The 13,939-nt window shown below is 49.2% G+C and carries 12 protein-coding genes and 2 tRNA genes; 7 read left to right on the forward strand and 7 right to left on the reverse strand.

All coding sequences use genetic code 11. From position 1 onward, the window contains the following. Positions 1-13 precede the first annotated feature (13 nt). Positions 14-1,225 carry a purine nucleoside transporter PunC gene (punC, locus tag ACJHWK_RS08485; protein WP_170886369.1) on the forward strand — a complete coding sequence of 404 codons (1,212 nt, stop codon included), beginning with the start codon at positions 14-16 and terminating at the stop codon, positions 1,223-1,225. Positions 1,226-1,515: 290 nt separating this feature from the next. After that, positions 1,516-2,664, forward strand: coding sequence for a cyclopropane fatty acyl phospholipid synthase (gene cfa / locus ACJHWK_RS08490; protein ID WP_000098886.1), 1,149 nt, complete (start codon positions 1,516-1,518; stop codon positions 2,662-2,664). A 39-nt stretch (positions 2,665-2,703) separates the two neighbouring features. On the opposite strand, the gene ribE is transcribed toward cfa, so the two are convergent. Then, complete coding sequence (gene ribE, locus ACJHWK_RS08495) at positions 2,704-3,345, reverse strand: riboflavin synthase (RefSeq protein ID WP_000493947.1); 642 nt, start codon at positions 3,343-3,345, stop codon at positions 2,704-2,706. 214 nt (positions 3,346-3,559) lie between these two features. Here ribE and mdtK point away from each other — a divergent pair, with 214 nt between their 5' ends. Further along, positions 3,560-4,933, forward strand: coding sequence for a multidrug efflux MATE transporter MdtK (gene mdtK / locus ACJHWK_RS08500; RefSeq protein ID WP_001174963.1), 1,374 nt, complete (start codon positions 3,560-3,562; stop codon positions 4,931-4,933). A 40-nt stretch (positions 4,934-4,973) separates the two neighbouring features. Here mdtK and ACJHWK_RS08505 read toward each other — a convergent pair whose 3' ends face one another. Next, entirely contained in the window at positions 4,974-6,230 is a 1,257-nt protein-coding gene (locus tag ACJHWK_RS08505) for an AIDA repeat-containing protein (protein WP_170886368.1), read from the reverse strand. Between the two features lie 308 nt (positions 6,231-6,538). On the opposite strand from ACJHWK_RS08505, the gene ACJHWK_RS08510 reads away from it, so the two are divergent. From ACJHWK_RS08510 to ACJHWK_RS08525, 4 genes are all read left to right on the forward strand, one after another. After that, a tRNA-Val gene (locus ACJHWK_RS08510) sits at positions 6,539-6,615 on the forward strand. 4 nt (positions 6,616-6,619) lie between these two features. Then, positions 6,620-6,696: transfer RNA gene (locus tag ACJHWK_RS08515), tRNA-Val, on the forward strand. A gap of 108 nt (positions 6,697-6,804) precedes the next feature. Further along, positions 6,805-7,110: a monooxygenase gene (locus tag ACJHWK_RS08520; protein ID WP_000212657.1), complete on the forward strand. Its 306-nt coding sequence runs from the start codon at positions 6,805-6,807 to the stop codon at positions 7,108-7,110. Between the two features lie 125 nt (positions 7,111-7,235). Continuing rightward, positions 7,236-8,840: an FAD-NAD(P)-binding protein gene (locus tag ACJHWK_RS08525; RefSeq protein ID WP_170886367.1), complete on the forward strand. Its 1,605-nt coding sequence runs from the start codon at positions 7,236-7,238 to the stop codon at positions 8,838-8,840. An 11-nt stretch (positions 8,841-8,851) separates the two neighbouring features. Here the strand turns inward: ACJHWK_RS08525 and ydhT are convergent, their stop codons facing one another. From ydhT to ACJHWK_RS08550, 5 genes are all read right to left on the reverse strand, one after another. Next, positions 8,852-9,664: a protein YdhT gene (ydhT, locus tag ACJHWK_RS08530; RefSeq protein ID WP_000587571.1), complete on the reverse strand. Its 813-nt coding sequence runs from the start codon at positions 9,662-9,664 to the stop codon at positions 8,852-8,854. Positions 9,665-9,667: 3 nt separating this feature from the next. Then, the gene (phsC, locus tag ACJHWK_RS08535; RefSeq protein ID WP_001520609.1) at positions 9,668-10,453 is read right to left on the reverse strand and encodes a thiosulfate reductase cytochrome B subunit; all 786 of its coding nucleotides are present in this window, start codon (positions 10,451-10,453) and stop codon (positions 9,668-9,670) included. After that, positions 10,450-11,118, reverse strand: coding sequence for a 4Fe-4S dicluster domain-containing protein (locus ACJHWK_RS08540; RefSeq protein ID WP_001309532.1), 669 nt, complete (start codon positions 11,116-11,118; stop codon positions 10,450-10,452). Before ACJHWK_RS08540 ends, phsC begins: the two co-directional genes overlap by 4 nt. Before the next feature lie 63 nt (positions 11,119-11,181). After that, a complete protein-coding gene (locus tag ACJHWK_RS08545) occupies positions 11,182-11,820 on the reverse strand; it encodes a YdhW family putative oxidoreductase system protein (protein ID WP_001445903.1) in 639 nt (212 codons plus the stop codon). 12 nt (positions 11,821-11,832) lie between these two features. Further along, positions 11,833-13,935, reverse strand: a complete 2,103-nt coding sequence (locus ACJHWK_RS08550; RefSeq protein ID WP_410234819.1) for an aldehyde ferredoxin oxidoreductase — start codon at positions 13,933-13,935, stop codon at positions 11,833-11,835. Between the last annotated feature and the right edge of the window lie 4 nt (positions 13,936-13,939).

Below are 13,939 nucleotides of genomic sequence, written 5' to 3' on the forward strand. Positions count from 1 at the left end.
TTAGAGAATATACATGCAACCTGGGAAAAGATTTTTAGTCTGGCTGGCGGGTTTGAGCGTACTCGGTTTTCTGGCAACCGATATGTATCTGCCTGCTTTCGCCGCCATACAGGCCGACCTGCAAACGCCTGCGTCTGCTGTCAGTGCCAGCCTTAGTCTGTTCCTTGCCGGTTTTGCCGCAGCCCAGCTTCTGTGGGGGCCGCTCTCCGACCGTTATGGTCGTAAACCGGTATTATTAATCGGCCTGACAATTTTTGCGTTAGGTAGTCTGGGGATGCTGTGGGTAGAAAACGCCGCTACGCTGCTGGTATTGCGTTTTGTACAGGCTGTGGGTGTCTGCGCCGCGGCGGTTATCTGGCAAGCGTTAGTGACGGATTATTATCCTTCACAGAAAGTTAACCGTATTTTTGCGACCATCATGCCGCTGGTGGGTCTATCTCCGGCACTGGCTCCTCTGTTAGGAAGCTGGCTGCTGGTCCATTTTTCCTGGCAGGCGATTTTCGCCACCCTGTTTGCCATTACCGTGGTGCTGATTCTGCCTATTTTCTGGCTCAAACCCACGACGAAGGCCCGTAACAATAGTCAGGATGGTCTGACCTTTACCGACCTGCTACGTTCTAAAACCTATCGCGGCAACGTGCTGATATATGCGACCTGTTCAGCCAGTTTTTTTGCATGGCTGACCGGCTCACCGTTCATCCTTAGTGAAATGGGCTACAGCCCGGCAGTTATTGGTTTAAGTTATGTCCCGCAAACTATCGCGTTTCTGATTGGTGGTTATGGCTGTCGCGCCGCACTGCAGAAATGGCAAGGCAAGCAGTTATTACCGTGGTTGCTGGTACTGTTTGCTGTCAGCGTCATTGCGACCTGGGCTGCGGGCTTCATTAGCCATGTGTCGCTAGTCGAAATCCTGATCCCATTCTGTGTGATGGCGATTGCCAATGGCGCGATCTACCCGATTGTTGTCGCCCAGGCGCTGCGTCCCTTCCCACATGCAACTGGTCGCGCCGCAGCGTTGCAGAACACTCTACAACTGGGTCTGTGCTTCCTCGCAAGTCTGGTAGTTTCCTGGCTTATCAGTATCAGCACGCCATTGCTCACCACCACCAGCGTGATGTTATCAACAGTAGTGCTGGTTGCTCTGGGTTACATGATGCAACGTTGTGAAGAAGTAGACTGCCAGAATCATGGCAATGCCGAAGTCGCTCATAGCGAATCACACTGATCTATATCGATATGCTTATACTTAGGCTGCTAACAAAATTTTGTTGTATGATTGAAATTAGCGGCCTATACTAATTTCGAGTTGTTAAAGCTACGATAAATATTATGTTTTTACGGGGACAGGATCGTTCCCGACTCGCTATGGATGGTCATTTCGGCAAGGGTTCCTCCTTTCCCTCTGTTCTACGTCGGATTATAGACTCGCGGTTTTTTCTGCGAGATTTCTCACAAAGCCCAAAAAGCGTCTACGCTGTTTTAAGGTTCTGATCACCGACCAGTGATGGAGAAACTATGAGTTCATCGTGTATAGAAGAAGTCAGTGTACCGGATGACAACTGGTACCGTATCGCCAACGAATTACTTAGCCGTGCCGGTATAGCCATTAACGGTTCTGCCCCGGCGGATATTCATGTGAAAAACCCCGATTTTTTTAAACGCGTTCTGCAGGAAGGCTCTTTGGGGTTAGGCGAAAGTTATATGGATGGCTGGTGGGAATGTGACCGACTGGATATGTTTTTTAGCAAAGTCTTACGCGCAGGTCTCGAGAACCAACTCCCCCATCATTTCAAAGACACGCTGCGTATTGCCGGCGCTCGTCTCTTCAATCTTCAGAGTAAAAAACGTGCCTGGATAGTCGGCAAAGAGCATTACGATTTGGGTAATGACTTGTTCAGCCGCATGCTTGATCCCTTCATGCAATATTCCTGCGCTTACTGGAAAGATGCCGATAATCTGGAATCTGCCCAGCAGGCGAAGCTCAAAATGATTTGTGAAAAATTGCAGTTAAAACCAGGGATGCGCGTACTGGATATTGGCTGCGGCTGGGGCGGACTGGCGCACTACATGGCATCTAATTATGACGTAAGCGTGGTTGGCGTCACCATTTCTGCCGAACAGCAAAAAATGGCTCAGGAACGCTGTGAAGGCCTGGATGTCACCATTTTGCTGCAAGATTATCGTGACCTGAACGACCAGTTTGATCGTATTGTTTCTGTGGGGATGTTCGAGCACGTCGGACCGAAAAATTACGATACCTATTTTGCGGTGGTGGATCGTAATTTGAAACCGGAAGGCATATTCCTGCTCCATACTATCGGTTCGAAAAAAACCGATCTGAATGTTGATCCCTGGATTAATAAATATATTTTTCCGAACGGTTGCCTGCCCTCTGTACGCCAGATTGCTCAGTCCAGCGAACCCCACTTTGTGATGGAAGACTGGCATAACTTCGGTGCTGATTACGATACTACGTTGATGGCGTGGTATGAACGATTCCTCGCCGCATGGCCAGAAATTGCGGATAACTACAGTGAACGCTTTAAACGGATGTTTACCTATTATCTGAATGCCTGTGCGGGTGCTTTCCGCGCCCGTGATATTCAGCTCTGGCAGGTCGTGTTCTCACGCGGTGTTGAAAACGGCCTTCGAGTGGCTCGCTAAAGGCTATTCTATCGCCCCCTCTCCGGGGGCGATTTCAGATCAGGCTTCTGTACCTGGTTGATTCATGGCATTTTCTCGTGCCGCCAGCACTCGTTCTACCGTATCTACCACTGCCTGAGTTTGTGGATCGATTTCAATGTTGACGCGTGCGCCAAGTTTTTTCTTCCCAAGAGTCGTGCGTTCCAGTGTTTCCGGAATTAAATGGACGCAAAAACGCGTTGGCGTGACTTCACCGACGGTCAGGCTAATACCGTCGATGCCAATAAATCCTTTGTACAGAATATATTTCATCAACTGACTATCCTGGACTTTAAACCAGATCTGGCGATTATTTTCCGAGGTTAATATTTTCGCCACTTCAGCGGTGGTCATAATATGACCTGACATTAAGTGTCCGCCAATTTCATCACTGAATTTCGCCGCACGCTCAACGTTTACCCAATCCCCCACTTTTAAATCGCCAAGATTGGTAATGCGTAACGTTTCTTTCATCAGGTCAAAACTGACATGGTTGCCGTTAATTTCCGTCACGGTCAGGCAGCAACCGTTATGCGCCACGGAAGCACCGGTTTCCAGACCGTCCAGCATGTGGTCGGGTAACTCCACCACATGTGTGCGAAAATTTGGTTTCTCGTCAATCGACACCAGTTTTGCGGTGCCCTGTACAATCCCCGTAAACATACTTACAACTCCTGAAATCAGTTAAGACATTCTGTTCAGCACAATAGCAGGTGGAAAACGCCCTTACCAGTGAAGGGGTAAGAATGACTATTTTTTCACTGGAGAATTAATAAATCCTCGCTACAATAGACTGAATTTCCCCTGCTTCTTCTTTTTGCTGCCCATTCAGGCGGCTTTTTAGTCTCTCATATAACTACAAATAAAAGGTGTTCACGTGCAGAAGTATATCAGTGAAGCGCGTCTGTTATTAGCATTAGCAATCCCGGTGATTCTCGCGCAAATCGCCCAAACTGCGATGGGTTTTGTCGATACCGTGATGGCGGGCGGCTATAGTGCCACCGACATGGCGGCGGTTGCTATCGGAACTTCTATCTGGCTTCCGGCGATCCTCTTTGGTCACGGACTGCTGCTGGCATTAACGCCGGTTATCGCGCAATTAAATGGTTCCGGTCGACGTGAGCGCATTGCGCATCAGGTGCGACAAGGTTTCTGGCTGGCAGGTTTTGTTTCCGTTCTCATTATGCTGGTACTGTGGAATGCGGGTTACATTATCCGTTCCATGCAAAACATCGATCCGGCTCTGGCGGACAAAGCCGTGGGTTATCTGCGTGCGTTGCTATGGGGCGCGCCGGGCTATCTTTTCTTCCAGGTTGCCCGTAACCAGTGTGAAGGTCTGGCAAAAACCAAGCCGGGTATGGTGATGGGCTTTATCGGCCTGCTGGTGAACATTCCGGTGAACTATATCTTTATTTACGGTCATTTCGGTATGCCTGAGCTCGGTGGCGTTGGTTGTGGCGTGGCTACTGCTGCGGTGTATTGGGTCATGTTCCTTGCCATGGTTTCTTACATTAAACGCGCCCGCTCGATGCGCGATATTCGTAACGAAAAAGGCACCGCTAAACCCGATCCTGCGGTTATGAAACGACTGATTCAACTCGGTTTGCCAATTGCGCTGGCGCTGTTCTTTGAAGTAACACTGTTTGCCGTCGTGGCTCTGTTAGTGTCTCCGCTAGGTATTGTTGATGTCGCAGGACATCAGATTGCCCTGAACTTTAGTTCACTGATGTTCGTACTTCCCATGTCGCTGGCGGCAGCGGTAACCATCCGCGTAGGTTATCGTCTGGGTCAGGGCTCAACGCTGGATGCGCAAACCGCTGCGCGGACCGGGCTTATGGTGGGTGTCTGTATGGCAACCCTGACGGCCATTTTCACGGTTTCACTGCGGGAGCAAATCGCCCTGTTGTACAACGACAATCCCGAGGTTGTAACGCTGGCTGCGCATTTGATGTTGCTGGCGGCGGTATATCAGATTTCTGACTCAATCCAGGTCATTGGCAGTGGGATTTTGCGTGGATATAAAGATACGCGTTCCATTTTCTATATTACCTTTACGGCTTACTGGGTGCTGGGCTTGCCAAGCGGCTATATTCTGGCACTGACCGATCTGGTCGTTGAACCTATGGGGCCAGCAGGCTTCTGGATAGGCTTTATTATTGGCCTGACGTCGGCAGCCATTATGATGATGCTGCGTATGCGGTTCCTGCAACGTCTGCCGTCAGCCATCATTCTGCAACGAGCAGCTCGCTAGTAAAGACAAGGCGCAACCTTCACGGGTTGCGCCTGTGTTTTTACGCAGGCTGGAGCGTTGCGCCAATCCCGTCTTCGTCTGGCTGTAGTTTCAGTGCGTTACACAGAGTTTGCCGACTGGCATCTGTTATCTCAACGTGTATATCCCCGGTAACTTCCCCTTTCACATTGATGAAGTCAGGTGAAATTTCTTTCGCACTGGTTTGCAGGCAAATGGCTCCCTCTCCACGCAGGCGTTTCACTTTCAGTTGCACATGCGTTGCCGCACCAGTGATTAGCCACAGTTTTCCGCCATTGAGATTGATGTTACCAACACTGAAAGTGACACTGTCACCTTTTACCGTACTGCCGTCGAGAATCAATACACCGCCCTGCTGTACAGTAATCGTTGATTGTTGCAGATCTGCGCCATAGCCAATAATCATTGAAGCGCCGTCCAGTAATGCAACACTACCGGTCAGTTCAACCGGTGCGCGATCTTCCTCTACGACAAAATTTTCGTCCGCGCTGGTGGGTGACAACAGGATCACTGTCCCACCTTGTATTACCGCATTTTCCAGCGTACCGGCATGCACTTCAGCCCGCCCCCCCACATTAACGGACAGGTTTTGCGTCTTACCGGAACTGTAGAGCTGAAGACCATCCGTACCCAGACGATAGATGCCTCCATTCTCAACAATAGTGTTAGAGTCTTCACCACCGAGATTATTCATGGTGCCACCAGCAAGCAATGTATCACTGGCTTTCCCCGCCAGCATAAAAACGCCGCCCTGATTAATCTCACAATTGCTGGCTTCCCCACCTGGATACACCAACAATTCACCACCTTCATCTACCACGACCGCTGAGGTTGTCCCATTGACCAACAGGCCACCCTCTTGATCGAGAATAATTTTTTCCGCGCGATGGCCTTCCAGTACACGCAGGTTACCGCCATTTTCCAGCAACAAACCGCAGGCATAACCTTTATCAACGCTGAATTCACCTTCGGGATGGCGGCCATTAACCGTAGCGAGCGTAGAGAGACTAATTGCGCCTCCCTCGGACTGAACAATATCTGTGGCAATGGCACCGTCGCTGACCGATAGCGTGCCATTGTTGCCGTACTGTGTGCATTTGGCGATCCCACCGGTTGCCACTTTCAACCAGCCAGCCCCCGTGACCACGGTATTTTCGGCTCTTCCGCCAGCTTCAACAATTAACTCACCTTCAGTAAGTTGCGTCGCGCCAATGACCTCGCCGGTCTTAACAATTTGCACGTTCCCGTCGCTCATCAAGTTTTTCGCATCAGATCCCATGATTTATTCCTTTGCTGCATCTGTGTGCCTTTATTGCTACCTAAGTGTAAAGGCTACGGAGGATTTATCCACGACAGATTTTGAGATGGTGGCAAACAACTCTGTTTAAACTCTGATACACGGATTATTGGGTTGTATCTGATGTAAATGCGATCCTGAATAAAAATCGCCCTTGCAAATCAACAAAATATAGCCAATTTGCTTAAAAGCTCTGCAAACGGTCGAAATAGCGCAGAAAATTACGTTTTGCCTCTTGCCACCTTCCCACTCTGCCGCTAATATTCGTCCCCGTTGTCACCTACAACGTTGCGTTCATAGCTCAGTTGGTTAGAGCACCACCTTGACATGGTGGGGGTCGTTGGTTCGAGTCCAATTGAACGCACCATCCTGCGTCCGTAGCTCAGTTGGTTAGAGCACCACCTTGACATGGTGGGGGTCGGTGGTTCGAGTCCACTCGGACGCACCAGATTTTCTTAATCTGGTCTTCTCCTTTTTTCCCTCTGTTTCTTCTCTGTATCCAATACGTTAAAAGATTTACACTGTCTTCGTATGCGTTATCAGAAGGAGAATCGCTATGGCAACTTTGTTACAACTTCATTTTGCTTTTAATGGCCCATTTGGCGACGCAATGGCTGAGCAGCTTAAACCGCTTGCTGAGTCGATTAATCAGGAACCTGGTTTTCTGTGGAAGGTATGGACAGAAAGTGAAAAGAACCACGAAGCCGGTGGGATCTACCTTTTCACTGATGAAAAAAGCGCCCTTGCCTATCTGGAAAAACACACTGCCCGACTGAAAAATCTCGGCGTTGAGGAAGTTGTCGCCAAAGTTTTCGATGTCAATGAGCCACTGAGTCAAATCAATCAGGCAAAACTCGCCTGACAGATTTTAATCAAGGGCGGTTAGCGCCCTTTTCATCCCTGTCTGAAATTTCTCAAATTCTAAAAATTTCAACCAAACTTATCTGATAACACTAAATTCGAAAGAATGCGTACAGGTAAGTAACAATGAAAAAAATTGCTATTGTGGGTGCCGGGCCTACGGGGATCTACACCTTATTCTCGCTTCTGCAGCAACAAACTCCACTTTCTATTTCTATCTTCGAGCAGGCTGACGAAGCCGGTGTCGGGATGCCATACAGTGATGAGGAAAACTCAAAACTGATGCTGGCAAATATTGCCAGTATTGAAATACCGCCGATTTATTGTACGTATCTCGAATGGCTACAAAAGCAAGAAGCCAGCCATCTCCAGCGTTATGGCGTCAAAAAAGAAACCTTGCACGATCGTCAGTTTTTACCGCGAATTCTGCTGGGCGAATATTTCCGCGATCAATTTTTACGATTAGTAGACCAGGCACGACAGCAAAAATTTGCGGTGGCTGTTTATGAATCATGCCTGGTTACCGATCTGCAAATTACAAATGCTGGCGTCATGCTCGCTACAAATCAGGATTTACCCAGCGAGACGTTTGATTTAGCAGTGATCGCCACGGGTCACGTCTGGCCTGATGAAGAAAAAGTAACCAGAACGTACTTTCCCAGCCCGTGGTCAGGCCTGATGGAAGCAAAGGTCGATGCGTGTAACGTGGGTATTATGGGAACATCCTTGAGCGGACTGGATGCGGCAATGGCAGTGGCTATTCAGCATGGTTCGTTCATTGAAGATGATAAACAACACGTCATTTTTCACCGCGATAACGCAAGTGAAAAGCTAAATATTACGTTAATGTCGCGCACAGGTATTTTACCCGAAGCCGATTTCTATTGCCCTATTCCCTACGAGCCCTTACACATCGTCACTGATCAGGCATTAAATGCTGAGATTCAAAAAGGCGAATATGGTCTTTTGGATCGGGTATTTAGATTGATAGTAGAGGAAATCAAGTTTGCTGATCCAGGCTGGAGCCAACGCATAGCCTTAGAGAGCCTGAATGTCGATTCCTTTGCTCAAGCCTGGTTTGCCGAGCGCAAACAACGCGACCCATTCGACTGGGCAGAAAAAAATCTCCAGGAAGTCGAACGCAATAAACGAGAAAAACATACTGTTCCCTGGCGTTATGTCATTCTGCGCCTGCATGAAGCAGTACAGGAAATTGTTCCACATCTGAATGAACACGACCATAAACGGTTCAGTAAAGGCCTTGCCCGGGTTTTCATCGATAATTATGCGGCAATCCCTTCAGAGTCTATTCGTCGACTACTGGCCTTACGTGAAGCGGGAATCATTCATATTCTCGCCCTCGGTGAAGACTACGAAATGGAAATTAATGAGTCGCGCACCGTCCTGAAAACGGAAGACAACAGCTACTCGTTTGACGTTTTTATTGATGCCCGTGGGCAGCGTCCGCTTAAAGTGAAAGATATTCCTTTCCCTGGACTACGCGAACCATTACAGAAAACAGGGGATAAAAACCCTGATGTTGGCGAAGATTATACGTTACAGCAACCCGAAGATATTCGTGGGCGCGTAGCGTTCGGCGCGTTGCCCTGGTTAATGCACGACCAGCCTTTCGTTCAGGGACTTACGGCATGTGCAGAAATTGGTGAGGCGATGGCTCGGGCTGTCGTAAAACCTGCCTCCCGTGCACGTAGGCGTCTTTCGTTTGATTAAAGGTAAAGCTATCAGCACTCAACAAACTGATGCTGTTCATTAAGACGATAGCGGACTCCGGCTCGAATATTGTTTTCACCTTCAATGGCGACGGCGAAGCGAACTCTTTCGCCGTCATGATATGCCAGTGCGGCGCTTCCCCCTGGCCCGAGAATAATTGAGTCGACCACGCCCGTGCTCACTATTGTTGAATCTTCACCGCTGGCAATGATGTGTACATTGTCGCCGCTGTTGGCAATTCTGGCGTTTGCGCCAAAGCTGGCGATTTGCACCAGGTCACCATTACTGGCGACATGACACCGTTCACCCAATGTACAAACGCGTACTCGCATTCCGGTATTCGCAATCCGACTACTATCTCCAGCGCTGCTTATCCGCGAAGAATTACCGGTTACAGCAACCCGTGCGCGTTCACCGGAGCTGCCAATGTGACTGTTAAAGCCGACACTTCCAATCCGCACGCTATAACCCATACTGGCAATTTGCGCGGCATACCCAGCGGTTGCGATTCTGGCATTATCCTCACAACAGCCGATGCGAGCATGATCGTCGCTGCGGGCAAACTGACTGCAAAATGCTCTCTCTCCGGGATCTGTGGCCAGTTTTTGCATAGAAGAAACTTCCTGATGCGCGAAGTTTTCATCCGCCAGCCATTTTTTCCACGCATACTCAACCAGACTCTCCGCCCAGTCCGTATATCCTTCCTCAATCAGTGCATGATGAATATCGGCATAACTACCACCGCGTGGGAAATGGCGCAGGAACCAGCGATACATCACCGCTCCGATACGCCATTCTCGCAGGTCTGCTCGTGTAATGATCATTCGTTAGTGCCGGTGATAGCCATCGACCATGCTTTTAAAGGTTTCGTGTGGCGTACGCCCCGTGGTGCAAAGATAAAGATGACCGAAGATAAAAAAGAGGCTTATAAATGCCAGAGCAAAATGCGCCTGCAATAACCAGTATCTTACGCCAGGAAACACATCTCCCACGGCTTGCGGATAGAGACACAGCAGCCCCGTCAATAGTAACAACGGCAGCAATCCATACATGACACCAATATAGGCAACCTGCTGTAAGGGATTAAATTTAGACTGGGTTGTTGCCGGGAAAGGATGTTCTTCCCCCTGCATAATGCCAAACAAATAAAATCGCGTTTGTTTTGCCGCTCGCTCCAGCCACCCCTGACGACGAATGCGATAGTGGTGACCATTACCCCCAACGGCATTGATCAGAACAAAGCCGAGCCAACATGCCAGTAACAAAAATCCGCAAACTTCATGCACCGCAACCAGACTTTTAACCGCAGTTGCGCCCACCAGCGCAAAGTGATTTATCAGCCCACTTGCCAGCAACAATACAAAGAGTAACGCATTCGACCAGTGCCATAATCTGACCGCTTTGCTGTAAAGATAAACCTTCTCACCATGGTCGGTGGCTGATTTCTTCACGCCACGAGCACGAAGCAAGGCATGCAGCCCCAGCACCAACCACATCCCAACCAGCAATAGTCCGGCAATGATCAACCACACCGGCCAAAATTCGGGAGTGAATTGTGGCACATAGTTCGCCAACTGGCTCTGAAACTGTTCAGCATGTTGCGACGGGTTCATACATTTTCCTTTTTAATCAAATGTTGACCGAACCGGCGATACAGGTGCGGTTTCCCGGCACCAGGTAGCTGATATTGATAGTATTTATTTTCCTGCAACCACGCCTGAATTTCTGGGCTATCTTCGCGACCAAAGATCAATGCGTGTTCCGGACAGGCGCTGACGCAAATGGGCGGAAAGCCTTTTGCCAGTCGGGACTCAGCGCAGAAATCACATTTATCTGCCACTTTAGTGACAGGGTTAAGGTAGCGAACCTGGTAAGGACAAGCGCCAATGCAATAACTGCAGCCGATGCACTGCGATTTTTCTACCCGCACGATCCCCTGCTCATCACGCCACGACGCCCCTGTCGGGCATACGTCGATGCAAGGAGCATCTTCACAGTGCTGGCATGACTGGCGAAAATAGTGATACTGCGTTTCGTTGTCGTTATCGGTGACTGGAATGTGTGCTATCGATAAACGGCTTCCCTGAGCGGGGACGTGGTTAGTTTTACGGCATGCGCGGGCGCAAATATTACAGCCATTGCACCGTGACTCGTCATGAATCATGGCATACCGAACTTTCTTTTCTTGCCTCGTGTTCGCTAACAGAGAAGACGCAGAACCAGTAAAAAAGATTACTGTTCCCATCCCCAGAACAAATTTGCGTCGAGTGAAGGACATCTGATTATCCCCTAATGCAGTGGCTGCAACTGTCCACCCTATCCATGACATCTCCCTGAAATTTCAGGGGTTCTGAAACTGCTCTACCTCGAACCATTCGCATAAACCATACGCCTTGCCATAGGTCATAAATCGCTCGCTAAACAAGTACAACACCGCCGTCGATGACTCCACCTGCCGTATATCAGCATATTCAGGTGCAATATCCATCGCGGCGATCGCGGATTCGATCTGCGCTTCCTGGAAGTAATATGGCGCTTGCATCAGCATGGCGACTTTGTAAGGACGAGGATACGTCTGGCACTCAAAACGAACGGCGTGTGCAATGGCGCGACAAATGTCCTGCTCCACAACTTGCAAAGACATCGCCGCGTAGTTTTCACTCATGGCCTGAGTTGAGTAATAGTAATCATCCTGGCTTCCCGTCAAACAAGCGATATCCGCGTGGTCTCCGTTCTGCTTAATGCTTTCCAGCAAAACTGACAGTTCCTCTTCTGCAACCGAATAGGGTGGCGAGAGAAACACGGCGCGCGCCACCAGCTGCCCAGCCGCAGAATGCTGACGAATGAACTCTGCCAGGATTTCAGCAGGTTCTGGTTCGGTTACCGTATCAACGGGGTGACGCATCCCCTGCAACCATTGCCGCTTCGCCTCGTCAATTTCGCTGACTTCCGCTAACGGCAATTCATCCTGATGGTTCATCTCACCCATTCCTTACGCAGGCAGTAGATTGTGTGCTGCCAGATCGGCGGCAATATCTTCCAGCCCCAGACGCTGCAATGTTTCACGGGTCGGACAACCAAGCTGTGGGTCCCAGCCCATTTCTTTGTAGAACATCGTGAGCGAAGCATGCATATCGTCACGGTCCATTTTGTCCGTACCTTCAGTAAAGACCGGGATCTGAGGATCCTTGTCGAATACCCAGGAACAGATAAGATCGTGTTCATTACGCATATCTTTGGTTTGCATCAGTTTTACCGTGTAGGCGCGATGCAACGTAAAGATACGCTCTGCAGCTAAATCTAATTTTTCCTGAGTCATCTCTTCGCCAGTGATCGCTTTGAAGAATTTGGCTTCAAGCGCCAGATCGCCCCGGTAATTACGGCTTTTCAGCGGCGAAACGGTCATTGGCCAGACCCAGTTGCACAGGGTGACGGCGTTATGCAAACAGACCCGCAACAGCGACCACTTAGCATATTTAATTTTTACGTCATTGATTGGCGTGTAGTTTTTGGTTTCATCGTAAGCATCTTCAGAACCAAAAAGTTCTTTCGCCACTTCACGTTGCAGTTTCAATGGCAAGCCGGAACCAATAAAGTTGATATGGGTATGCGTCATGCAGTCACGGTTGAACATACAGTTAACAATGGAACCGACCTGCGCTGACGCTTCATTGGCATGGTGAACCGGATAGCCAAATGGCGACCAGAGTTTATTTTTCGCGTAGCCCCAGTACTCTTCACCCAAATTCCAGCGTTCTGCGATAGCATATGAACCATCAGCCAGGTGACTCAGCTCACCCACACGATGCGCCAGACGGTAGTAAAAATCTTTAATGAAGTTAACGTCACCCGCTTCCAGTTGATCCCAGCGAATTTCCGCATACTCTTCAGCTGGTAGAACACGCTTGAACACCCCTTTGCTGTAACAATAAGTAAAGTCGCGATGCAGCTGCCCATAGTTACACCATAGGCCGTAGTCATCGAATAGATTCAGACCAACCAGGTTACCAATCACACGACCATCGTCTTTATCTTCAAAATCTTTCGGCCCGTTTGGGAAGATGGTGGTATGGACAAAGTTTGCTACACAAGTGTTACCACCGGTTCCAGGCACGCCAAACTCTTTCACCCGAGGAATATTCATTTGGGTCATACAACGGATCGGGCAAGAGTGGCAGCCGCTCATTTTTACTGTGTATTTCTCTGCCGCCGGACCTAAGTCAAAAACGGATTTATAGGTACGAAAGCCGACCGTGTTCTGATTGCCTGGCGGAATCTCACCCGTTTCAATCGGACCACCTTCAGCCGCGCCCCAAAACAGCCCTTTACGTGCTGTCCAACGTGACTTGGGATCTGAATACTCTGCCCACGATTGCGGCGTACTTGGCACGACATGGTTGTTATTCGCACCGATAAGTTCAGTCATCATGTAATCGTTGAGACGCTTCATCTCCTGACGATCGGCAATGTTGACCCCTTTCGTCCCTTCAACCGCAATCGCTTTCAGGTTTTTCGAACCCATTATTGCGCCAGTTCCCGCACCACCGCTGTGGTTACGGCTATTCAACATGCCAGAGAGAGGAACAAGGTTTTCCCCAGCCTGACCAATAGCCGCCACACAGGTTTCCGGACTGGTCAAGCGACAAATTTCTTCCGTCGTTGCGCGCGTCCCTTTTCCCCATAAGAAATCCGCTTTTTCCAGGCTAACTTTGTCATCTTTAATATTCAGCCATACCGGTGATTTCGCTTTCCCTTCGATAATAATGACGTCGTAGCCAGCGAATTTCATTTGCGCTGCAAAAAAGCCCCCCATATGGGCATCGACGACTAAATTTCCTTTGGTAAAAGTAGAAAGTGAGGTGATATTTACGCGAGAACTGCAGGGGGCACCAGATCCAGTTAATGGGCCGGTAGCAAAGACTAATTTATTCGCTTCATCGAAAGGTTTCGTGCCTGGCGGTACTTCGTCATACATAATTTTGTAGCCGAAGCCCATACCACCGACAAAACTTTTAAACTTACTGGAATCTTCGAGGGTAATATTTCCTGTCGTGAGATTGACTCTTAATATATTACCTGTCCAACCGTTAGCCATGATT

The organism is Escherichia sp. WS547 (genome assembly GCF_046486065.1).
GTDB classification, from domain to species: Bacteria; Pseudomonadota; Gammaproteobacteria; order Enterobacterales; family Enterobacteriaceae; genus Escherichia; species Escherichia coli.